Origin of the sequence: Actinoplanes solisilvae, assembly GCF_003999975.1 — a bacterium.
GTDB lineage: Bacteria > Actinomycetota > Actinomycetes > Mycobacteriales > Micromonosporaceae > Actinoplanes > Actinoplanes solisilvae.
On the sequence record NZ_RJAC01000030.1, the window covers coordinates 1 to 21,181 of the forward strand.

At 70.4% G+C, this 21,181-nt stretch carries 20 protein-coding genes and 1 pseudogene; 11 read left to right on the plus strand and 10 right to left on the minus strand.

Annotated features, from left to right (window positions below; all coding sequences use genetic code 11):
• Positions 1-96 precede the first annotated feature (96 nt).
• Positions 97-732, minus strand: a complete 636-nt coding sequence (locus EER30_RS40695) for a hypothetical protein (protein WP_127507179.1) — start codon at positions 730-732, stop codon at positions 97-99.
• Positions 733-1,384: 652 nt separating this feature from the next.
• Entirely contained in the window at positions 1,385-2,092 is a 708-nt protein-coding gene (locus EER30_RS40700) for a hypothetical protein (RefSeq protein ID WP_127507181.1), read from the minus strand.
• A 37-nt stretch (positions 2,093-2,129) separates the two neighbouring features.
• On the opposite strand from EER30_RS40700, the gene EER30_RS40705 reads away from it, so the two are divergent.
• The 3 genes from EER30_RS40705 to EER30_RS40715 all read left to right on the plus strand — a co-directional run bounded on the left by EER30_RS40705 (position 2,130) and on the right by EER30_RS40715 (position 4,463).
• Complete coding sequence (locus EER30_RS40705; RefSeq protein WP_205650639.1) at positions 2,130-2,639, plus strand: CGNR zinc finger domain-containing protein; 510 nt, start codon at positions 2,130-2,132, stop codon at positions 2,637-2,639.
• Positions 2,640-2,857: 218 nt separating this feature from the next.
• Complete coding sequence (locus EER30_RS40710) at positions 2,858-4,063, plus strand: MFS transporter (protein WP_240670621.1); 1,206 nt, start codon at positions 2,858-2,860, stop codon at positions 4,061-4,063.
• Positions 4,032-4,463, plus strand: a complete 432-nt coding sequence (locus EER30_RS40715) for a hypothetical protein (protein ID WP_127507183.1) — start codon at positions 4,032-4,034, stop codon at positions 4,461-4,463. The genes EER30_RS40710 and EER30_RS40715 overlap by 32 nt, the downstream gene beginning before the upstream one ends.
• Here the strand turns inward: EER30_RS40715 and EER30_RS40720 are convergent.
• Both EER30_RS40720 and EER30_RS40725 read right to left on the minus strand, forming a co-directional pair.
• Positions 4,460-5,011 (minus strand): hypothetical protein, encoded by a 552-nt coding sequence (locus EER30_RS40720; protein WP_127507185.1) that lies wholly within the window; start codon positions 5,009-5,011, stop codon positions 4,460-4,462. The two genes, EER30_RS40715 and EER30_RS40720, sit on opposite strands and share 4 nt — an antisense overlap.
• Positions 4,989-6,572, minus strand: a complete 1,584-nt coding sequence (locus EER30_RS40725) for an alkaline phosphatase D family protein (protein ID WP_127507187.1) — start codon at positions 6,570-6,572, stop codon at positions 4,989-4,991. The genes EER30_RS40720 and EER30_RS40725 overlap by 23 nt, the downstream gene beginning before the upstream one ends.
• A 204-nt stretch (positions 6,573-6,776) precedes the next feature.
• Here EER30_RS40725 and EER30_RS40730 point away from each other — a divergent pair, with 204 nt between their 5' ends.
• Together EER30_RS40730 and EER30_RS40735 are read left to right on the plus strand one after the other, a co-directional pair.
• Positions 6,777-7,856, plus strand: a complete 1,080-nt coding sequence (locus EER30_RS40730; protein ID WP_240670622.1) for a pyridoxal phosphate-dependent aminotransferase — start codon at positions 6,777-6,779, stop codon at positions 7,854-7,856.
• A gap of 70 nt (positions 7,857-7,926) precedes the next feature.
• Complete coding sequence (locus EER30_RS40735) at positions 7,927-8,160, plus strand: hypothetical protein (RefSeq protein WP_127507189.1); 234 nt, start codon at positions 7,927-7,929, stop codon at positions 8,158-8,160.
• Here the strand turns inward: EER30_RS40735 and EER30_RS40740 are convergent.
• Together EER30_RS40740 and EER30_RS40745 are read right to left on the minus strand one after the other, a co-directional pair.
• Positions 8,126-9,400, minus strand: coding sequence for a metal-dependent hydrolase family protein (locus EER30_RS40740; protein ID WP_205650640.1), 1,275 nt, complete (start codon positions 9,398-9,400; stop codon positions 8,126-8,128). The two genes, EER30_RS40735 and EER30_RS40740, sit on opposite strands and share 35 nt — an antisense overlap.
• Before the next feature lie 46 nt (positions 9,401-9,446).
• Entirely contained in the window at positions 9,447-10,082 is a 636-nt protein-coding gene (locus tag EER30_RS40745; RefSeq protein ID WP_240670623.1) for a DNA-3-methyladenine glycosylase family protein, read from the minus strand.
• 138 nt (positions 10,083-10,220) lie between these two features.
• On the opposite strand from EER30_RS40745, the gene EER30_RS40750 reads away from it, so the two are divergent.
• Together EER30_RS40750 and EER30_RS40755 are read left to right on the plus strand one after the other, a co-directional pair.
• Positions 10,221-10,865, plus strand: a complete 645-nt coding sequence (locus EER30_RS40750) for an alpha/beta fold hydrolase (protein ID WP_127507193.1) — start codon at positions 10,221-10,223, stop codon at positions 10,863-10,865.
• Between the two features lie 262 nt (positions 10,866-11,127).
• Positions 11,128-11,553 (plus strand): PLD nuclease N-terminal domain-containing protein, encoded by a 426-nt coding sequence (locus EER30_RS40755; RefSeq protein ID WP_127507194.1) that lies wholly within the window; start codon positions 11,128-11,130, stop codon positions 11,551-11,553.
• 80 nt (positions 11,554-11,633) lie between these two features.
• Here the strand turns inward: EER30_RS40755 and EER30_RS40760 are convergent, their stop codons facing one another.
• The 4 genes and pseudogenes from EER30_RS40760 to EER30_RS50120 all read right to left on the minus strand — a co-directional run bounded on the left by EER30_RS40760 (position 11,634) and on the right by EER30_RS50120 (position 16,737).
• Positions 11,634-12,065, minus strand: a complete 432-nt coding sequence (locus tag EER30_RS40760) for a VOC family protein (RefSeq protein WP_127507196.1) — start codon at positions 12,063-12,065, stop codon at positions 11,634-11,636.
• Between the two features lie 279 nt (positions 12,066-12,344).
• Positions 12,345-14,216 (minus strand): DUF222 domain-containing protein, encoded by a 1,872-nt coding sequence (locus tag EER30_RS50115; protein ID WP_432417593.1) that lies wholly within the window; start codon positions 14,214-14,216, stop codon positions 12,345-12,347.
• A gap of 171 nt (positions 14,217-14,387) precedes the next feature.
• On the minus strand, positions 14,388-15,254 hold the full coding sequence (locus EER30_RS40775) for an AraC family transcriptional regulator (protein WP_127507200.1): 867 nt from the start codon (positions 15,252-15,254) through the stop codon (positions 14,388-14,390).
• Positions 15,255-15,946: 692 nt separating this feature from the next.
• A pseudogene (locus EER30_RS50120) lies at positions 15,947-16,737 on the minus strand (DUF72 domain-containing protein).
• A 167-nt stretch (positions 16,738-16,904) separates the two neighbouring features.
• Between EER30_RS50120 and EER30_RS40785 the strand changes: the two are divergent.
• The 4 genes from EER30_RS40785 (at position 16,905) to EER30_RS40800 (ending at position 21,175) form a co-directional block, all read left to right on the plus strand.
• Positions 16,905-17,306 carry a hypothetical protein gene (locus tag EER30_RS40785; RefSeq protein WP_127507202.1) on the plus strand — a complete coding sequence of 134 codons (402 nt, stop codon included), beginning with the start codon at positions 16,905-16,907 and terminating at the stop codon, positions 17,304-17,306.
• Positions 17,307-17,403: 97 nt separating this feature from the next.
• On the plus strand, positions 17,404-18,591 hold the full coding sequence (locus tag EER30_RS40790) for a low temperature requirement protein A (RefSeq protein ID WP_164842670.1): 1,188 nt from the start codon (positions 17,404-17,406) through the stop codon (positions 18,589-18,591).
• A gap of 59 nt (positions 18,592-18,650) precedes the next feature.
• Positions 18,651-20,369 (plus strand): bifunctional lysylphosphatidylglycerol flippase/synthetase MprF, encoded by a 1,719-nt coding sequence (locus tag EER30_RS40795; protein ID WP_127507206.1) that lies wholly within the window; start codon positions 18,651-18,653, stop codon positions 20,367-20,369.
• Complete coding sequence (locus EER30_RS40800) at positions 20,366-21,175, plus strand: hypothetical protein (RefSeq protein WP_127507208.1); 810 nt, start codon at positions 20,366-20,368, stop codon at positions 21,173-21,175. Before EER30_RS40795 ends, EER30_RS40800 begins: the two co-directional genes overlap by 4 nt.
• The last annotated feature ends 6 nt before the right edge of the window (positions 21,176-21,181 follow it).

A 21,181-nucleotide genomic window follows, 5' to 3' on the forward strand; every position in this document is an offset into this window, starting at 1 on the left:
GAAGCTCCGTTTGCACCAGATCTGTGAGAAGACCTGGTCTCAACGGGGCTTCGTCCATATCCGACACGCCGACGCGGGCATCGTCACTCACCGCCACTATCGATCATGAAACGGCCGTGCGGAACCCGAGAGGTCGAAGTCCTGCCCTTCCCAAGTAGGTCCGTCGTGCGGCCGTAGTCGATTACAGATCAGCGAGAGTATGGCTTGACGAACCTCACGTTCACCCGGCCGCCACCCGTCCTTTCTGGACAGGTGCTGATAGGGCATGCGGAAGTAGGCGCACAGCACCGCGATGCAAGTGCGTCGTTCTTCCTGCCAGTCGTCGGCCAGGCTGGCCAGCGCGTAGACGCCGGCGATCCTCACCGTCGCGTGCTCGTTCCCGAGTTGCGCGGTCGCCGAACTGAAGCGTTCGATGAATAGTTTGATCTGATCGCGGCGCGCCGCTTCGCGAGATCGAAGATTCTCTTCCTCGTGGAGCCGTTGGCGGCGATATGCCACGACGAGGGCAACCACTCCGCCGATGCCGGCGACGATCGTCAACGCTATTTTGAGAATGTCGGTTCGGTCGCGCACGGTCAGGGGCGCGGAGCCACCCACGAGACGCATCAAGACCCAAAGAGCGGCGGCGAACGACCCTGCCGCCAGCGAGAGGACTGCCAAAACGTGAAACGCGAGTGCACTGACGGACGGACGCCGATATTTTGAAATAGAGCGAAACCTGCTGTCTCGCACTCAACGACTCCTCGAAAGCGTCGCGTGCACCGGCTGATCGACTCCTGAATCGACTAGGAAACATGATGGCCGGATTGCGGAGGGTGCGCAATGGTCTGGCCGACATCGCGGCTCGGGCGAGAACAGCGCCGGCTCCGGCCGGTGGCAGCACCAGCCGGGGCCTCGGTGGTGAAGACACCCGTCGCAATGACGATTGACGCCGCGCCGGAACCGGCTCTTCAGAACTCCGCTGTCACGGTGACCGGCCGTGCCTGGTACGCCGCCACCGGAAACGCTGGTCCGGTGGAGATTCGGTTCGCGCCGACCGGCAAGGCGCCGACCCTGATCCGCACGAACAGGTCCAACAGTCGGGGCGATCTCCAGTCGACCGTCGTCGCGCGCACCTCGGGCTCATGGAGAGCGGTCTACAAGGGCAGTGGAGGGAGCGAGTGTGTCTCTCGCCTCGGGCATCAAAGCGCTTCTGACGACTCCGAGTTTGACCTACAACGCGGAGACCGAGTCGTTCGAGGCCGCCGGTTCCACCACAGTCAGTGGCGGGCTACGAAGAGCATCTTCTCGATGAACAACCCGGAAGGCTCCAGGTGCTTCACCAGCTTCAAGGTCTTCTCCCCGAAGCAGGTGACCCAGACGAGACGCGTCACGGTTTGACGTGTCAGTCGTCGTGGTCGGGCATCAGCCAGGTGAGCCGGAGTTCGCGGGCGGTGAGATCGGCGGCCTCGCGCAGTTGATCTGCCTCCGGTCCGGGGTCCAGTTCCCCGGCGAGCGTGCGGGCGGCGGCAGCCGTCTGCGGGCGGGCGCCGAGGGACGCGCGGAGATGGTACGACCGGCGCAGCTGGATGATTCCCTGTTCTCGGTCGTGCCGCAACAGATGGTCGCCGATGTGCCGCACGGCGTACGACTCCAGCAATGCGTCGCCCCGCCGGCAAGCTTCCGCGAGCGCCTGCCCGTAGGCGGCTGTCGCCGTGTCCGGGTCCCCGCCGATGTTGTCGGCGAGCACGCCGAGCCAGAACGTGGCCCATCCGGTCAGTCGAGGGTCGGCGGCCGCGGCGGTGAAGCCGTCACGGGCCCGCTGTGCGTCGTCGGGGAGTGGATCCAGACCGAACAGCAGCCGCGCGTAGGCCAGCTGCGCGTCGAAGTGCCCGGCCAGCACCGGCTCGCTGGGAGCCAGCGCCGTGATCGCCGCCGCGGCTGCCCCGGCATCGTCCAGTCGCCACCAGTAACGATCCACCAGGATTTCAGCCCGTTCGGCGAGGGCGTCCGGCGCCAGCGTGGCGACTGCCTCGTCCCATTGGCCGGCCCGCCACAGGACGCGCGTGGCGACGGATGCACGACGCGGGATGTAGGTAGCATCAAAAGCCATGGCGCCTACAGTGCGCCACGGAGGTGTAGGTGGTCAAGTGCATTACGTCGACTACATCGGCAATCTGACCCGGTTGGCGGTGGAGATCGTCAACGGCGATCCGCCGAGTGACCTGCGGACCGAGATGTTCCGCCAGCACGGCATCGCCGAACCCGACACCGAGCGACTCGCGTTGCTGCTGCCCGCGCTGGGCGACGCGGTGCGAGCCGCCGCGCGCGGGGGCCCGATCGACCCCATCAACACCCTGCTGGCACGTCATCCACCGGTGATCCAGGTCAACGACCACGGTGGCAGGGGCTCGCCGCACATTCACTTCGCCCACAACGGCGAGGATGCCGTCGCCTGGCTCGGCCGCAGTTGCGCCGCCGCGCTGGCGTACGTCATCTGCGGCGACCCCGCGGTGAAGATCGGCCGGTGCCAGGCCACGACGTGCGGACGCTTCTTCGTCGACGATTCCCGTAATCGCACCCGGCGGTTCTGCTCCAACGCCTGCGCCAGCCGGACGACCGTCGCCGCCCATCGGGCCCGCCGCAGAGCCGGCGGCTGATTGAACCCGGTCGACACCCGGAGACACTGCTGCCACGATGGCGCCGACAACAACACTCGCCCGAGGAGCTGAGGATGCCCGGTCACTCCCGCACGCGCTGACGTTTCCGAATCCGTCATCGCGTGCTGCCCCGAATCGTGCGGCACAGCGAGCCTTCACACCCGACGCCATCACCGGGCGGCGGGTGTGCCCTGTCCGCTGCGATCCCAGGGGTCCGCGTGCCGTTCGCCTCCTCCTCCGCGCCGAGCCTGTGGCGCGATGCTGATTTTCGCCGTTTCTGGGCCGCGCAGACGGCTTCCCAGCTCGGCGAGCACACCAGCCTCACCGTTCTGCCACTGGTCGCCGTACTGACGCTGGGGGTCGGGGCCGAGCAACTCGGGTTTCTGCGCGCCGTCGGGCAGGCCCCTCTGCTGCTGGCGTTGTTCGCCGGGGTGCTGGTCGACCGGTGGCGCGGTCGTACCGTCATGGTCGTTGCCGATGCCGGGCGTGCACTCGCCCTCGCCGCCGTTGTGCTGATCGGCGGTGAAAGTCTGCCCGCGTTGCTGGCCGTGACGTTCGCGGTCGGGCTGATGTCGGTGTTCTTCGACGTCGCCTATCAGAGCTTTCTCGTACGTATCCTCGCGCGCGACCAGCTCCAGAAGGGCAACAGCGCCGTCGAGGGCAGCCGCTCCGCCGCCCAGCTCGCCGGCCCGGCGCTCGGCGGCCTGATCGCGACGACGGCGGTCCCGCTCGCTTTCCTGGCCGCGTTCTTCGCGATCTCGGGTGCCGCCCTGACCCGCGTGCGCCACCGCGAGCCGAAACACCGCGGCGATCGTCCCCGCCTGCGCGAAGGGCTGAGCTTCGTCGCCCGCCACCGCGTGCTGCGTACGATCTGCCTGGCCTCGGCGGCCTTCCAGTTCTTCCTGGCCGCCACGATGACCGTCTACCTGCTGTTCCTGCCGCGCGGCCTGCACCTCAGCGGCGCCGAGGTCGGCCTGGCCCTGGCGGCGACGGGCCCGGGCGCGATCGCCGGTTCCTTTCTCGCCGCGCGGGTGAAGAGCGGCCGAGCGGTTCTCGTCGGGGCCGCGTTCCTGGGCGACGGCGTGCTGTTGCTCGTTCCCGCTCTGCACGGCCTGCCCGCGCTGATGGCCGTCAACTTCGCGTTCGGACTGTTCGGGCAGCTTGTCAACGTCATGGTGATGGCGATCCGCCAGGCCGCCACCCCGTACGGGATGCAGGGGCGGGTCGCCGCGACGATCACGTTCTCCGGGATGGGGCTGGCGCCGTTCGGGTCTCTGCTCGGCGGGGTGGCCGCCGAGCAGTGGGGGCTGCGCGCGGCCCTGCTGACGTTGGGGGCCGGCATGCTGCTGTCGCCGATCATCATGCTGGCCGGTTTCGGTGTAGGTTGCGCCGATGACGCGACCCCAGCGGACCGGCGGCCGTAGGGCCCTCACGGTGCAGGTGTTCCTTCTGGCCGTCTGTTTCGTCGGCAGCATCGGCCTGCTGACCGTGGCGGCCGTCCGCGCCGGCGACCCGGGCGCGTTGCTGCACCCGGGTCTCGAGCGGCTCGGCGACCCGAAGGAGTCGATACCTCCGATCGGGCCGGACGCGTTGTGGAACCCTCTCGTGTGGATCTTCGGGTGGGGCCGGGTGGCGGCGATGCTCGTCTACCTGGTCGCGTTCGTCGCGTTGATCCTGGGCCTGGCCGCGATCGCCGGCGCCCGGCAGGAGGGCGACCGGCGAGCGCGCCGAGCGGCCATCGCGGTCACGGCGATCTGGTTGCTCGTCGTCGTGACCGCGCTGACCCCGTACGGAGGCAGTCTGCACTCCTGGTTGCTCGACTAAGCGCTGTTCGTGGCGCCGAGGCCGAGCAGGATCTGGTCGAAGAGGTTGCCGTCGTTGTCGTCGGTGTAGGCGACCGGCACCTCGCCCCACGGTGAGACGGCCACCGCGAACTGGTCCTGCCGCCCGGTCGTCGTGTTGGTCAGGGTCTGCGCGCCGAGCCGGCCGGTGAACGTGCCGTCCGGGTTGAGCCCGCGCAGCCAGCCGTCGACGCCACTCACCGTCCAGCCCACCACCGCGTACGCCTGATCGTCGAGCCCGACCGTCGGGGCGGCCGCGCCCGTCGTCGTCGAGACCTGCACCTCGGCGTGCCGTCCGGTCGCGGTCGTCGTGAAGGACCGCGCCCACACCCCGCTGGACTCCCACGCCACGACCAGGTCGCCGTTGAAGTTGGCCGCGATCGCCGGGCGGCGCTGCTGGCCGGCCGTCGTCACGTTCGCGAGTCGCGGGGTCAGCAGCACCGCGCCGCTCACCTTGGCCAGCCGGGTGAGGCCGATGTCGTCGCCCGACTCCCAGACGATCGTGGCGTCACCCGAGGCGGAGACGGCCACGTCGGGACGGTGGTGCGCTCCGCCCACCGGCGAGGCCGTCAAGCAGTTCGAGGCCGGGGACGCCGTCCTGGATGACGAACGAGCGCAGGGTGGACACGGCCGCGCCGTGCTCGGTGACGACGGGGATCGAGCGGAAGTCGGCGGTCACCTCGGCCGGGGTGATCGTGGTGAGGACGTAGCCGCGGCGGTTGGAGTAGAACTTGAGGTGCGGGTTCGTGGCGGCGTTCGGGATCGTGGTGGTCGCCGAACCGTTGCCGCCCGACGCGATCGACGTGCAGACCAGTTCCGTGCCGATGGTCGCGGAGTTGGGGTTGGCGTAGTCGGCCTTGAGGTCGTTGGCCCATGCCGCGTGCACGTCGCCGGTGAGCACGAGCGGGTTGCGTACGCTCCGATCGCGCCACCCCTGCTGGATGCGCGAGCGCGAGGCGCGATAGCCGTCCCACGCGTCCATGCTCGCCGCGCCCGAGGCGTCGTACTGCCGGGCGAAGAACACCTGCTGGCCGAGGATGTCCCAGGTGCCGTAGTGCTGGGCCAGGCCGTCGAGAAGCCAGGCCTCCTGGGCGGCGCCGGTGAGCGTACGGCTGGCGGTGTCGGCGGCGGCGCAGACTTTCCAGCCGTCTCCGCAGGCCTGGTCGTCGCGGAACTGGCGGGTGTCAAGCATGTGGAACGTGGCCAGCTGACCCCAGCGGACACGCCGGTAGAGCGGGATGCTGTTGCCGGTCGGGGCCGCGGCCGGACGCAGCGGCATGTTCTCGTAATAGGCGCGATAGGCGGCCGTACGCCGTGCCGTCCACTGTGCAGTCGTCAGCGCCGGACTGCTGTCGGCCCGGACCATGTTCGCGTAGTTGTTCTCGACCTCGTGATCGTCCGGTACGACGAGCCACGGCGCGACCGCGTGCGCGGCCTGCAGATCGGGGTCGCTCTTGTACTGCGCATAGCGTCGGCGGTAGTCGGCCAGCGACACGATCTCGGCGCCGACGTGCTCGCGGACCGAGCCGGTGGTGGTCGCGTCCTCGTAAAGGTAGTCGCCCAGGTGCAGGATCAGGTCGGGGCGGTCATCGGCGATCCGGCGGTAGGCGGTGAAGTATCCGGACTCGTAGTGCGCGCAAGAGGCAAAGGCCATCTTCAGCGTACGACCGAAGGTGCCGGTCACCGGCGCGGTGCGGGTGCGGCCCACGGCGGAGATGTGGCCCTGCGCGCGAAAACGGTAGAAGTAGTCGGCGTCGGCCGCGAGCCCTCCGGCCACGACGTGCACCGAGTGCGCGTCGGCGTTGCGGGCCGTGACGGTCCCGCTCGCGGTCAGCGTGGCGAAGGTGTCGGTGGTCGAGACCTGCCACTCGACGGCGACATCGGCGTTGGGCATGCCGCCCTGCCCGTCGGCGTTGAGCGGGGTCGGAGCGAGGCGGGTCCAGAGCACAACGCTGCTCGAGTCCGGCTCGCCGGAGGCGACAGCGAGCTTGAACGGGTACGGGGTCGCGGCTCGGGCGTTGGTCGGGAGGGCGAGGGCTCCGGCCGTGGCCAGTCCACCTAGGACGAAGACGCGGCGCTTGATGGCGGTCATGAACGCGTACGTTCCGGTCGTCACGTGAATGCCCGGCGCAGTTCGCCCGTCCGCCGGATGGCCGATCTTGCAAGCTATCGAAAGAAACCGATGAACCTCCGACTGCCCCCGGTTTGCCCGTTGGTTCGCAGCCGCGCTGAGCTGCTTCCGCGTATCGCCCGAAATGTTCGCTTGACTCCGGCGCCGTCGGCGACGATGGAGGGCATGACCTCCATGAGCGACCTGATCGACGTGCCGGTCCGCTTCGACCTCGCCGAGAGCACGTCGCCGCCGTTGAACCTCGGCGACCTGGCCTCCCCTGCGACCCTTGCGGCAGTTCCGCTCGGGTACGGCACGTCCCGCGGCGACGCCGAGCTGCGGGGGTTGGTCGCGGCCGCCAGCGGCGTGGACGCTTCACAGGTGCTGCTCACGGTCGGCGCGGTCGAGGCGATGTTCCTGCTGGCCCACGTGACCTGCACCCCCGGCGACCGGGTTGTGCTGGCGACGCCGTGCTTCCCGCCGGCCCGCGCGGTCCCGGCCGGGCTGGGCGCGCAGGTCGACGTGGTGCCGTTGTCGTTCGACGAGGGATATCGGCTGCCGCTGGAGGCTGTGGCGGCGGCGCTCGGCCCGCGCACCCGCCTGGTGTCGCTGGCCTCGCCCCAGAACCCGTCCGGCGTCCGCTTCACCGACGAGGAACTGCTCGCGCTGCTCGCGGCGGTGGATTCACGCGCCCCGGACGCGGTAGTCCTGCTCGACGAGACGTACCGTGAGTCGACCTACGGCGATGCTTCGGCCCCGAGCTCGGCCGCGCCGCTGTCACCGCGCCTGGTCACCTGCTCATCCGTCTCGAAGGCCCACGGCGCTCCCGGCCTACGCCTCGGCTGGCTCACGACAACCGACGCCGCCCTCTACGACCGCCTGCGCGAGGCCAAGTTCCGCACCACAATCGCCTGCTCCACCGTCGACGAGTTCCTGGCCGCCCAGGTGCTGCGCCGCCGAGCCGAAATCCTCATCCCTCGAGCCCGGCGCCTCCGGGCGGCCCTGGACGAGCTCCTGACCTGGACCCGCACCCAGCCGATCGAGATCGTCCCACCCGACGGCGGAGCCCTGTGCTGCCTGCGCCTGCCCGCCGAAGCGGTCCCCACTTTCTACGCGCGTCTCGCCGAACGCGACACCCGGGTAGCCCCTGGCTCTTGGTTCGGCGAAGACGACCGCGTCTTCCGCCTCGGCTTCGGCCACCTTCCACCCGCCGAATTCACCGCCGCCCTCAACCACCTCGCCGACGCCTTGGCCGCGGCCGCCTGAGGAAGCTAGCGCAACATCATCCTCGGGTCGGTGGGCCCAGAAGAGTTGGTGGCCGCTGTTGTCTTCAGGCATGAACTGTTCGGAGTCGAGCGGCAGGTACGCCCGCGACGAGTTCGGGCGGGCCCTGGTCGAGCGTGACTACCGCATCCGTACGGATCCCGGCATGTCCGCGGGCGTCTACCCGCAGGGCGGCACCGAGCAACCGCACGGGATCACGGCATCGCTGCTGTCGACCGCGGCGGTGCGCTCGGGCGACATCTTCGACTCGGTCACGGCTCGCTCGCGGGTCTCCCTGGGGGTTTGACCAGCTCTCCGTTCTTGACGATCGCCGTGAAGCCGGCCGCCGGGTCGGCGATCAGCCCAAGATCGGCAACCGGGTCGCCGTCGACCAGGATCAGGTCGGCCAGCGCGCCCGCCTCGACGACACCGAGCCGGCCCGGGTACGGATTACGCGGGCCGGACAGAGCCAGCAGCTCGGCGTTGACGGCGGTCGCCTGCCGCAGGATCTCGGCGGGGCTGTACCAGCGGGCCAGCTTCGCCAGCAGAGCACCCTGCCGGGTGGCCAGCTTCGGGTCGAACAGGATGTCGGTGCCGAACGCGACCCGTACGCCGTGCTTGATCGCGAGCCGGTACGCGTTGTCGGTGCCGGCGGTCATCTCGAGGAACTTCCCGCGGTTGGCCGGCGCCAGCGGCGGGGAGTCCTCGTCGTCGAGGAACGGCTGCAGGCACCACCACGTGCCGGTCTCGGCCATCAACGCGACCGTGGCCTCGTCGAGCAACTGCCCGTGCTCGATGCAGCGGACCCCGGCGGCGATCGCGGTCCGTACCGCCCGCGGAGTGTAAGCGTGGACGGTGACGTAGGTGCCCCAGTTCTCGGCCGTCTCGACACCGGCACGCAGCTCCCGCTCGGTGTACTGCGTGACATCGAGCGGGTCGTAGTCGGAGGCGACCCCACCGCCCGCCATCATCTTGAGCTGGGACGCGCCGCGCCGCAGCACCTCGCGGGCGCCGCGCAACACCTCGGCCTCACCATCGGCGATCACGGCGGCCCCGATGAGCTCGCTGTAGCTGAGATGCCCGGCGACCCCGCGCGGAATCTCGTTGGGCATGCGGAAGTCACCGTGCCCACCGGTCTGCGACAGGAACGCACCCGAGGGATAGATGCGCGGCCCCAGGATCGACCCCTGATCGATGGCCTGCTTGATGCCCGCCGACGGCCCACCCAGGTCACGCACGGTGGTGAAGCCTCGCAGCACCGTGTCCCGCGCGCTGACGACCGCCTGCGCGAACACGTAACCGGCCTCGCCCATCGCCGCGACCGCCGCCGGAATCGTCGTGAACGCCGCGTGCCAGTGCGCGTCGATCAGGCCCGGCATCAGCGTCTTCCCGCTGCCGTCGATGCCCTGCGGTCCTCCGGGTTCCGCCGGGACAACCGACTCGATCAGCGCACCGCGGACGGTCACGTCGTACGGGCCGCCGACCTCGCCCGCGACACTGTCGAACACGTTCACGTTGGTGAAGCGGAGCACCTGGTCAGCAGCCACTTCGGCCCCCCAGCACGAAGAAGATGACGTAGCCCCAGCGATCGTCTCACAGCTTCGCGGGGCGGGCGCCCTTTGCCCGAGTGGCCAGATACTGCTGCCAGAGCAGCCGAGCAGCGACCGCACGCCAGGGCCGCCACGCCTCAGCCCGCAGAACCGTCTCGGCCGGCGTAGGCAAGCGAGGCAATTGCCACAGTTCGGCGATGCCCGCGGCGACAGCCAGGTCCCCGGCGGGCCAAGCATCGGGCCGACCCATCGCCGAGAGCCGATAGATCGCCGCCGTCCAGGGCCCAACCCCCACCACCGTACGAAGGGCAGCGTCCACGCCGTCGTCGTCGAGCTCAGGCAGCGCCGCCAGCACGAGCTCGCCACTCTCCACCGCGCCGGCCAGCGCACGGACATACCGCGCTTTCTGCCCACTGAACCCCGCGGCCCGCAGCTGTACGTCGTCCAGCGCGAGAAAATTCTTCGCGGTCAGCGGTTCGGCGAGCACCTTGAGGCGCTCGAACGTGGCCCGCGCCGACGCCAGCGAAACCTGCTGCTCCAACATGATGTGCACCAGCGACGCGAACCCCGGCGGCCGCGCCCACGTCGGCGGCCGTCCGTGCCGCCGCACAACAGCCGCGAAACGGGCCTCCCGCCTTGTCAGCTCAGCGATCCCACGGCCCAGGTCCGCCTCGCTCATCCCCATGTCCTCCCCCGCCCGCCGCCCTACCCTGTCGCCCCGCTTCTTTGCCCCGCTCGGCTCCCGACGATGTGCCCCGCTCGGCTCCCGTCGACGCACGGCACGCGATTCTGTCGTACCCCTGTGTGAGTGTTGGGTATGGCGACTTTCGTTCTGATCCACGGCGGCGGGGGCAGCGCCTGGGACTGGCACCTGCTGACCCCCGAGCTGGCCGCCCGCGGTCACGACGTGGTCGTGCCCGAGCTGCCGATCGAAGACAGCACGGCCGGCTTCACCGAGTTCCGCGCAACCGTGGTCACCGCCATCGGCGACCGCCGCGACCTCGTGGTCGTCGGCCATTCGTACGGCGCCTTCACAGCCCCGTTGATCGCCGCCGACCTGCCGGTCCGCCTGCTCGTCCTGCTCACCCCGATGATCCCGAAACCCGCCGAGAGCCCTGGCGACTGGTGGTCCAACACCGGCTACCAGGCCACCAAGGGCCTGACCGAGGAACAGCAGTTCTACAACGGCGTCCCGCCCGCGATCGTCGCCGAGGCCGCCGCCCACACGCGCGACCAGGTCAGCGCCGAGTGGAACGAGCCCTGGCCGCTGACCGCCTGGCCCGACGTGCCGACAAGGGTCCTCCTGGCCCGCGACGACCAGTTCTTCTCCCCCGCGTTCCAACGCCGTGTGGCCGCCGACCGCCTGAGAACTGTCCCCGACGAAATCGGCGGCGGCCACTCAGCCGCCCTCAGCCACCCCACCGAGCTGGCCACCCGCCTGATCGCCTACCTGACGACGTAAGCCCTTCCTCTCATCCGCCACCCCGCAGTCGCGTCGAGTCGAGTGACCTGTTCGGGTCAAGAATGACGACCCGTCCCCGGCCCTACTGACTTCCCGACCGCTCAGCCCGCGCCCACAACCGCAACCGGGACCACCGCCGCGTGGCGCGAGCGTGCCTCAACGCGGGCTTGCCTCCCCTACCCGCTGACCCCTCACCTCGACGGGACCAGAACGATCCCCGATCGGGGCGGCGGCATCGATGAGGCTTTGGCATCATCTCCGCGTGATCCGCTTCTACTCGCTTCTCGCGCTTGTCGACCTCGCGCTGATCGTCATAGCCCTGATCGACTGCCTTTCGACCGAGGACTTCGCTGTCCGAGCCCTGCCCCGGGGCGTATGGGTCCTGCTGATCCTGCTGTTCTCCCCGATCGGCGCGATCGCCTGGTTCGTCGCCGGCCGCCCTCCGCGGCCCGTTCGCCTCAGCAACGGCACCACGTGGCGCCCCGGTTCCGGCTTCCCCGAGAACGAGCGACCCACCCGCACAGGCCCGCTCGCCCCGGACGACGATCCCGAGTTCCTCCGCGGGCTGGCCGCCTCCCGCTCCGAGGACCAGCACCTCATGCAGCGATGGGAAGCCGACCTGCGTCGCCGCGAGGACGACCTCCGCCGCCGCGAGTCCAACCCCGACCGGACCGACACTCCCGACTGACAACTCGTCGCCCCGGACCGACGGCGAAGGTCAGCCGGCCGGGGCGATCACGACTCAGGGACACCCCTCGCCGGAGGCGTTCAGTCGAGGCAGAACTCGTTGCCTTCGATGTCATGCATGACGAGGCAGGACTCGTTCTCGTCGTCGGCGAGCAGCAGCCGTACGCGGGTCGCGCCAAGTGTGATCAGTCGCGCGCATTCCGCCTCGAGCGCCGCGACCCGCTCGTCACCCACGAGCCCGGTGCCGACCCGCACGTCGAGGTGCAGCCGGTTCTTCACGACCTTGCCTTCGGGAACGCGCTGGAAGTACAACCGAGGTCCGGCCCCGGTGGGATCAACCGCCGCGAAATCCGATTCCTGCTTCTCCGCCGGCCGCGAGCGCTCATAGTCGTCCCACGAGTCGAAACCCTGGGGCGCCGGCGGCACATACCCCAGCACCTCGCACCAGAACCGCCCCACCCGCTGCGGTTCCGCGCAGTCGAACGTGACCTGAAACTGCTTGACCGATGCCATCCGCCCACCATAAAGCGAAGATTCCCCCCGCCGCAGTCACCGGCGCCGCTCCACGGCTCGCCCTCGCCGACGCACGCGTCAGGAACTGACGATCGCGCCGGCGGACCCGCCCCAGGAGGCCACGTCCAGCCCGCCGCCCGACGACAACGAGCCGCTCGCCCTGGACGATGCCTACGAGAACGTCCCGCTACGAGCGCTGGTCGCTGCCGACCAGGGCTGCGGGTGCTGGTCGCTGCCGACCAGCGGCTACGGACGCTGGTGGTCGCTGCCGAGCAGCGGCTACGGACGCTCGGCGCTGCCGAGCAGCGGCTGAGCGTGTCGGTGGTAGAGGTTGCGGAGCGGGCGTCGAAGGGGATCGATCGATGACGGCGGGATGAATACGGGATGTCCGTCAGCGCCGAGACGGACTTGCCAGCCGGCGGTCGGGTGGTGGATCAGGCGATGATGAGCGCGGCACAGCAGGACCGTATTGTCCAGGCATGTGAGGCCACCGTTGATCCACGAAACTAGATGATGCACGTCTGTCCATCGTGGAGGCCGATCGCAGTCAGGGAAGGCACAGCCGCGGTCTCTGATGTGAAGCGCGCGCCGCAGAGCTCCGCGGGCGAGTCGTCGGCTGCGACCGAGGTCGAGGACTTGGCTGTGACCTCCGAGGACGGCCGGGAGAATCCGGGCCTCGCAAGCCAATCGGCGCACGGTGCTGGCGGACAGCCGAATGCCGGTGTCGGTGATACCGGAGCTGAGGGCGCCGGTGAAGTAATGGCGAACGGCGGTGACGGCAGATCCGGCGTCGGACGCAGGCCGACCCGCTCCGGCAGCGCCGGCTCGTGCAGCAGCCCGACCCGCATAAACGGCCGCAGGGCCAGCGTCGGTCGCAGGCCGACCAAAACCGGCAGCGGTAGCAGCAGCAGCAGCGCCAACGTCGTCGGTCACGGGCTGATCAGGGTCGGGGGCGACCGTGAAACGCGCGTCAGTCGTGGGTATATCTGCGGTGGAGGTCGCAGCACTGCCACGGGTGTCGGCTAACGGCTCGTCAGCGCCGGAAGCCGCCGCACTACCGCAGCAGCCGCCCGAAGACGCGCCAGCACCAGAAGCCGCCGTACTACCGCGATTGCCGGCTGAGGGATGGCGGGCGCCGGTGGGCCTGGCCGGCAGGGCTGAGGGGTTGTCGAAACCGTCGGACGCGAAGTTCACGGCGCGGGCGAGGATGTCGTAGGGGACGGTCACTGTCAGCTGCGGGGGCTCGCCGCCGTCGGTGGGGAGTTCGCCGGTGCGCAAGGCGAGGTTGCAGATCTCGACCAGGGCGTCGGCGCGCCGTTGGGACATGGGGCGGTTGTCGCCGGCTATCGGGCGGCACAGGGGGTGCAGTGCGGCTTGGACGATGGCGGCGGCTTCAGCGTCGAGCAAGCCCGACACACGCGCCAGGCCGTCGACTGGCAGTGCCAGGGTGAAGGACCGCTTTCTGTGGGCGCGGGCCTGCTGACGCTCCAGCGCCAGCTCGTCGGCTCGGTCGGCCAGCTCGGGGGCCACGTGGGCGAGGATCCGCTCACCGGCTCTGTTCAGCAGGTGAGCGGGGAACTGGGCGGCCAGTTCGATCATCTTGGCCTCGGCCTGCTCGGCGATCCGCCTGGTGCCGGCCAAGCTGAGCGGCTCATGCCTGGTGCCGGCGGACGGGCCGTCGGCGTCGGCGGGTGGGCCGTCGGCGTCGGCGGGTGGGCCGTCGGCGCCGGCGGGTGGGCCGTCGAAGCCGGCGGGTGGGCCGTCGAAGCCGGCGGGTGGGCCGTCGAAGCCGGCGGGTGGGCCGCCGGCGTCGTTCGGGCCCGGATCGTCGAATGCGGCCAGGGTTGCGGGAATGTTGGCGACGGTCGCGGCGATGACTGCCGCCTGGCCGATGTTCACCTCTCCGGCGAGCACGGCCCGCTCGACGTCGTGACGATCGGCCAGGGCGGCGGCCAGTTTGGTGAGTTTGCGCGCCGGGTCTGGGTCTAGGCGCAGCAGGCCGCTCAGCCACACCGCGGCGCTCCTGTGGCCCGACGCGATGGGCAGGCCCCGGCCGCAGGCCTCGCGAATCAGACGGGCCTGCAGGAGGACGGCGGTCTGTTCCAGCCTGTTCGCTGCCCGGAGCAGGGAGGTGATCTCGCTGTCGGGCAACGGCCACAGGGGGTCGTCGGCGAGCTTCGCCGCGTCCTGACCCACCTGCTGCACGTCTGCCAACATGCGGACCATTATCGAACACCTGTTCGAATCTCAGGAACCCGCGGAGATCTACAAGCACCATCTGAAAGCGATCACGACAGCAGGCCCGAGGCGGCGCTGGTCCGGTCAGGTGGGCTCGACCGGCAGCCACAGGTCGGCGGTCGCGGTCGTGAAGTCGTCCGCGTGGGTCAGCACGGCTACGAGGGACGGGCCCGGGCGCAGACGCCACGGGTTCGAGGGAAACCAGTCGGTGGCGGTGGCGGCCCACGTCGATTGCAACGACTGCGGGTGGGGGCCGCCGCTGCGGAACACCGCCCACATGCCCGCGGGAACGTCGATGATGTCGAGGTCGTCGGGAACCGGAGTTTCCTCGGTCAGGGCGACGCCATGCAGATAGGTCAGGTCGGTGCCCTCGGCCGCGTCGGGGTCCGGGCCGTCGGTGACTGCCAGGAGGCCGGCCGGGTCACCATCGCCGAGGGCCTTGAGACGTTCGTGTTCGGCCATCGGGATGGCCGCGATGTGCTGCTGGATGTGCGGGTTGACGCCGTGGTGGACGAGCGGGACGCGGAAGGCGTGGCCGGCGAGCCGGAACGCCGGCCGGGGAACGAGACGGGTGTCCATAGGGGTACTTCCTTCGACGGTCAGGCGGAACCTGAGCTGGGGCTGGGCACGAAGAGGGCCTCCGTCGCGGCGCACGTCGGCGGGCGCGACGCCGTGCACGAGCCGGAACGCGCGACCGAACGCCTCGACCGACCCGTATCCGTGCCGCACCGCGATGTCGAGCAGCTCCGATCCGCGTACCACCTCGGCGGCGGCGACCGTCATGCGACGCCGCCGCACGTAGGACGACAGCGGCATCCCGGCCAGGGACGAGAACATCCGCCGCAGGTGGTACTCGGTCGTCCCGTACGCCTTGGCCAGAACCGAGACATCGGGATCGTCGCCGAGACTCTCCTCGACGAGGTCGACCAGGCGGTTGAGCGCCGCGATCATGTGGCCTCCTTCGACGTCAACCTTGGCCGAACCGGCCCGGCCCCCGCCCGATCGTGCTGGACCGATCCGATCATGCTGTCCGGGTGGCAGTCATGAGGGCGTACGAGACCGGTGGGCACTTTCCCGAGTACGGCTTGATCGTCGTGCAGGACCCGGACGTGACCTGGGACGACCAGGACGACGGGGAGCGTCCGGCGGGCACCTTCGCGGGCACGGGGCCGGGGTGGATCGCCGCGCGCACGGACGGGCTCGCCGAGCACGTGATCCGCCTCGAACTGCTCGACGCCGCAGGAGGAGGCCGAGAACCCGCATCTGGCCTACCCGAACACCACCTTCGACGACCCGTTCTGGCCGCCCCAGCCGCACCCGACCGACCGCCGGGCCAGGGAGCAGCGCCGGCTGGACGACCTCGCCGCCGGGCTGAGCGTCCCACCGGTGCGTACGATCCGCGACGTCCTCCCCGTGCTGACCGCCGCCGGGCTCCTGACCGGCGACGGCGCCGCGTACGGCGAAGGCACCCGGGCCCGGATCGACACCGTGCGACCTGCCACCCGAACACGCGGAGCGGGTGCGGCTACGAGACGTCCAGAGCCGGTACGGGCTGCTCGCGGAGGATGTCGCGTCGATCCGCCGGTGGGCGCGCGGTGCGGAGCGGGTCACCGCCGAACGGCTCCTCGTCAACGAGGAGAACCTCAGAAGAGTGTGAGCGGTGCGGGTGACGGCAGCGGCTCGAGTCCGGGGACGAGGGCGGCCACCTCCGCGTGGAAGCGGCGGGCCAGCGCGGGCGCGTCCGAGTTGTCCGGCGTGTGGATGAAGACCGTCGGGGAGCGGCCCTCGCGCAGCCAGCCGGCGACCACGGGCAGCCAGCGCTGCCAGCCGGCCACGGTGCGTACGGGGTCGTCGCGGCCCAGGTAGCGGACGATCGGGTGGTCGGTGAGCGCGACGGGGCGTACGGGAAGGCGGGTTTCTTGGACCACGCGTCTCGCTCGGCGTCGCTGGTGGGCGGGCTCGCGAACATGACGCTCGTGTCGAAGGGAACGCGCTCGGCGCCCGCGGCCAGCAGAACCCGGTCGAGGTCGGCAGCGAAGTCAGGGTGGCGCACCTCAACCGCATAGCGGTACTCGGACGGCAATTTCCCTAGAAAAGCGGACAAGTCGGGAAGAGCGGACGGGCCGAACGAGGCGGGGAGCTGGATCCACAGCGCGTGCACCCGGGGCCCGAGGGGCGCGATCGCGTCGAGGAACGTGTGCAACTCGGCGGAGCCGCCGGTCAAGCGGTGGTCATGGGTCACGACGCGGGGCAGTTTGAGAACGAACCGGAAGTCCTCCGGGGTCTGCCGCGCCCACCCTTCCACGGTCGAGCGAGCCGGCGTGGCGTAGAACGTCGTGTTCCCCTCGACCGCGTTGCACCAGGCCGCGTACGCCTCGAGCTTGTCCTGCCCGGGGCCGACGACGCTGCCCAGCCAGGCCTTGTGCGTCCACATCGCACAGCCCACGTGCAGCCGCATGTTCCCCCCTCGCCCGGTGTTCAAACCCATCATCCCGTACGGCTTTGATCCACTAACGGGTGAGCCGAATCCGAAAACCCCGCATCGGGACGAACAGGATGTTTTTCTCATTCTGCAAGACGTCATGCTGAAAGGGGAAAGAAATGAATCGCGTTGCTCGTCTTCTCGCGGTGGCCGGCCTCAGCCTCGGCACCGCCGTCGCGATCGGGGTGGGCCCGGCTCAGGCCGCGCCCGCCACGCCGCAGGTCACCTCCCAGAGCGCGACCGGCAGCTACTACGACTTCGACGACGACGAGACGGTCGGCTACTTCCGCTCGTTCCGCGCGTGCGAGCGGGTCGGTCGCATCGGTGAAATCCGCGACCGCTGGGACGACTACGACTGCGACCGGGTGCACCGTGGCCCGTTCCGTGGCGCGGTCAAGCTCACGGTCGATGACTTCAACAGCCGCTGGGACAACGACAACTGGTACGACGGCTGGTACGGCAGCTACCACGGTGGCGACTACCGCGGCGGCTGGAAGTTCTGGCACCGCAACAACCACTGAATCAGCTAACTGAATCAGCTAGCTGATCGACGGGCCGCTCTCCACCAGAGGGCGGCCCGTTCGCATAGAAACGGTTCGTTGCGGGAACTCCCGGCCCGTGACGACGACCGACGACCGGCCCGCGCCGCTGATCCGACCACCGCGCCTGCGCACCGAACAGGAGCGCGGGGCGTCCCGGCTGGAGCTGTTCTTCGACCTCGCCTACGTGCTGGTGGTCGACCAGCTCGCCCGCTCCTTCGCCGCCCACCTGAACGTCGGCGGCGCCGCCACGTTCGCCGGGCTCATCCTGATCACCTGGTGGTCGTGGGTGACGACCACCCTCTACGCGAACCGGTTCGACACCAACGACGTCATCTACCGGCTGGCCAAGCTGGCCGCCGCCGGTGCGGTCGTCGGCATGGCCGCCTCGGCCCAGGGCGCGGCCGGCAGCGAGGGCACCCAGTTCGCCGCCTGCTATCTGGTGACCCGCGTCCTGCTGCTGCTCCTGTACGCGCGGGCGTGGCGGCACGTGCCCGACGCCCGGCACACGATCGCGATCTACATGGGCGGGGCAGGCGCCGCGACGGTGTTCTTCGCCGCCTCGCTGCCCGTGCACGGTCTGCCCCGCTATCTGCTGTGGGGCGCCGGCATCCTGGTCGAGGCGGTCGCCCCGATCCTGGCGACCCGGCTCGGCGACAACACCCCGCTGCACCTCGACCACCTGCCCGAACGGTTCGCCCTGTTCGTGATCCTCGTGCTGGGTGAGTCGGTGCGCTCGATCGCGGTCGGCGTGCACGAGCAGCACTGGATCGCCGCCTCCGTGGTGGCCGGCGCGGTCGCCTTCGCCGCCGTCGCGGCCCTGTGGTGGATCTACTTCGACCTGGGCGGGGCGGCCGGCAAGAAAGAACTCGTACGCGAGGGGGACGACCAGGAGAGCGGCGTCGCCGATGCGTACATCTACGGTCATCTGCCGTTGATCGTCGGTCTGGCCATCGCCGCGGTCGGCATCGAGCAGTTCGTGGTGCACCCGGCCGGTGGGCTGGACGACTCGGGCCGGTGGGCGCTGCACGGCGGTGCGGCTCTCTATCTGCTGGGCCTGGCCGTCGTCATGTGGGGCACCTCGGGACGGTGGCGCGCCGCCTGGCCGTGGCCGACCGCCGTCATCCCCCTGGTCGGCGGGCTCGGTTTCGCCGAGTTCCTCGAGCCGGTCGTCGCCGTGATCCTCGTGACGATCATTCTCGTGGGCACCGTCGTGGCCGGCATGCGCGCGCAGCGGCACGGCGCCATGCGTGCGGCCGAGGCGTGAGGTGTACGGATGGACACTCTTGCTCTCGGGATCCGCTCGCGCGCCCTAAGCTCCGACATGTGACGGCGCCCAGTCTTGCCGGCCGGATGCGCCGGGACCGCACCCGCCGAGTCGCGTCCGGCGCGGTGGTGATCCTCGCCGTGGTCGGCATCCTCTCGGCGCTCGCGCCCCCGTTGCGGGGCCGGCTCGACCCGGTGCTCGACGTGCTCCCGCTGGCCGTGCCGCTCGGCGCGCAGACCGTGCTCATCCCCGTCTCGGTGGCGTTGCTGCTGCTGGCGCGGGGGCTGCGCCTCGGCGTGCGAACGGCCTGGACGGTCACCATCGGCCTGCTGCTGCTCTCGGTCGCGTTGCACCTGCTCAAAGGGGCCGACCTGTTCGAGGCCGCGCTCAACCTGGTGCTCGCCGTCTGGCTGGTGCTCAAACGCGACGCCTTCCCCGTACGCGCGACGAGGGCGAGCAATCGGCGGGTGCTGCTCCTGCTGGGCGGCGGCGCGCTCGCGGCAATCGTGGTCAGCGCCGGTTTCATCATCCTGGTCGGCACGTGGCGGCACCCCCGCGAGACGCTGATGGCCGTCGTCCAACGGCTTTTCGGCGTACGGGACCTCCCGCTCGACCGCGTCCGAGGCGGGCACGGCGGAGCGCTGGCCCCGCTGGTCACCCCGGCGCTGCTGACCCTCGGGCTGTGCCTGATCGTGCTGGTGCTGTGGGCGATGTTCAGCCCCCGCACGGCGCCGCGGCTGACCGGCCCGGCTCACGAGGCGGCCCGCGAGCGGGCGAGAAAGATCGTTTCCGAGTACGGCGGGGACACGCTGGACTATTTCGCGCTGCGCGACGACAAGGACTACTTCTTCGCCGGCGACGGCGTGGTGGCGTACAGCGTACGCGGGGGAATCTGCCTGGTCTCGCCCGATCCGATCGGTCCACCGGCGCACCGGGGCGCGCTGCTCTCGGCGTTCCTGGAGTTCGTCGAGGAGCACGGCTGGGCGGTGGCGGTGGTCGGCGCGCGTGAGGCGTGGCTGCCGCTCTACGAGGCGGCCCGGCTGCACCCGGTCTACCTCGGCGACGAGGCGATCCTCGACTGCCCGGGTTTCTCGCTCAAGGGCGCGAAGATGAAGACGCTGCGCGGGGCGGTCAACCGGGTCGGCAAGGCCGGCATCGAGGTGACGTTCCACGACCCGTCGGCGATGACGTCCGAGGAGACCCGCGACCTGCTGGCCATCTCGGGCGAGAGCCGGCAGGGGGCGGTCGAGCGCGGCTATTCGATGACGCTGTCGCGGCTGTTCGACCGGGAGGACACGGGGCTGCTGCTGTCGGTGGCCCGGTTCGCCGACGGGCGGCCCGCCGGGTTCATCCAGTGGGTGCCGGCCGCCGACATCGACGGCTTCTCGCTCGACGTGATGCGCCGCAGCACCGCCGCCGACGTGCCCAACGGTCTCACCGACTTCCTCATCGTCTCGACCGCCGCGCATCTGGCCGCCGAGGGCATGCGCGGGCTGGGCCTGAACTTCGCCGTGATGCGCGAGATCGTCGCCGGGGAACGCTCCGGCCGGCTCGCCGAGCTCAGCCGCCGCGCCCTGCACGCCCTGTCCAGCAAGGCGCAGATCGAGTCGCTGTGGAAGTTCAACGCCAAGTACGACCCCGAGTGGCGCGCCCGCTACGTCATCCTCGACGCCCTCGACTCGGCCGCCGCGCAGAGCCTGGCCATCGCCGACGCGGAAGGGGTCACCGAGCTGCCCGGCATCGGCCGGGTCCTGCGCCGCCCCGCCCCGACCTCGTGAACCTCGCCTTCGCGGTGGCGGCGGCCGCCTTCTATGCGATCGGGTCCGTCCTGCAGGCCGCGGCGGCCCGCCGAGCCGGCAGCCTGGGTTCGCTGGCATTGAAGCCTGCCTATCTCGCCGGGCTGACCGCCGACGGTGCCGCCTGGGTGCTGTCCCTGCTCGCGTTGCGCGGCCTGCCGGTCTACGTCGTACAGTCGGTGCTGGCCGGCTCTCTCGCGCTGACCGTGCTGCTGGCCGCCGGGGTCCTGCACATCCGGCCCCGTCGCCGCGACCTCGCCGCCATCGTCGTGCTGATCGGCGCCTTGGCCGTGCTGGCGTTCTGCGGTCAGGAGCAGCCCGCGCCCGCCATCTCGGTCGGCACCGAGACGCTGCTGACGGTCGCCGGGTTCGTGGTCGTCGCCCTGACCGGCACGGCCGTGCTGCTGGCCGAGCGGGCCGGGCCGATCGTGCTGGGGGTTCTCGCCGGGCTGGCCTATTCGATGACCGCTCTCGCCGCCAGGGGCGTTTCCGTGCGTACGCCCCTGGTCGCGACCCTCACCGAACCGCTGCTCTGGGTCGTCGTGGCCAGCGGCGTCGCCGGCACGATCGCCTACGCGGCGGCCCTGCAGCACGGCTCGGTCGCGTCGGTGACGGCGCTGACGTGGTCGGTCGAGGTCGTCGTGCCGGCCGCCGTCGCGATCCCGCTGTTGGGCGACGAGATCCGGTCCGGCTGGGCCCCGGCGGCGATCATCGCGCTGGCCGTGGTCGTCGCGAGCACGATCGTGCTCGCGGGGGCGCCTGGCACGGACGCGGAGGCCACGGCATGATGGCGC

What these genes read in the sequence shown, in the direction of transcription:
- EER30_RS40700 (WP_127507181.1), bottom strand. Translation starts at nt 2,092, where the DNA reads ATGGCTTTTGATGCTACCTACATCCCGCGTCGTGCATCCGTCGCCACG.
- EER30_RS40715 (WP_127507183.1), top strand. Translation starts at nt 4,032, where the DNA reads ATGACGCGACCCCAGCGGACCGGCGGCCGTAGGGCCCTCACGGTGCAG.
- EER30_RS40725 (WP_127507187.1), bottom strand. Translation starts at nt 6,572, where the DNA reads ATGACCGCCATCAAGCGCCGCGTCTTCGTCCTAGGTGGACTGGCCACG.
- EER30_RS40730 (WP_240670622.1), top strand. Translation starts at nt 6,777, where the DNA reads ATGACCTCCATGAGCGACCTGATCGACGTGCCGGTCCGCTTCGACCTC.
- EER30_RS40735 (WP_127507189.1), top strand. Translation starts at nt 7,927, where the DNA reads ATGAACTGTTCGGAGTCGAGCGGCAGGTACGCCCGCGACGAGTTCGGG.
- EER30_RS40745 (WP_240670623.1), bottom strand. Translation starts at nt 10,082, where the DNA reads ATGAGCGAGGCGGACCTGGGCCGTGGGATCGCTGAGCTGACAAGGCGG.
- EER30_RS40750 (WP_127507193.1), top strand. Translation starts at nt 10,221, where the DNA reads ATGGCGACTTTCGTTCTGATCCACGGCGGCGGGGGCAGCGCCTGGGAC.
- EER30_RS40760 (WP_127507196.1), bottom strand. Translation starts at nt 12,065, where the DNA reads ATGGCATCGGTCAAGCAGTTTCAGGTCACGTTCGACTGCGCGGAACCG.
- EER30_RS40775 (WP_127507200.1), bottom strand. Translation starts at nt 15,254, where the DNA reads ATGATCGCGGCGCTCAACCGCCTGGTCGACCTCGTCGAGGAGAGTCTC.
- EER30_RS40785 (WP_127507202.1), top strand. Translation starts at nt 16,905, where the DNA reads ATGAATCGCGTTGCTCGTCTTCTCGCGGTGGCCGGCCTCAGCCTCGGC.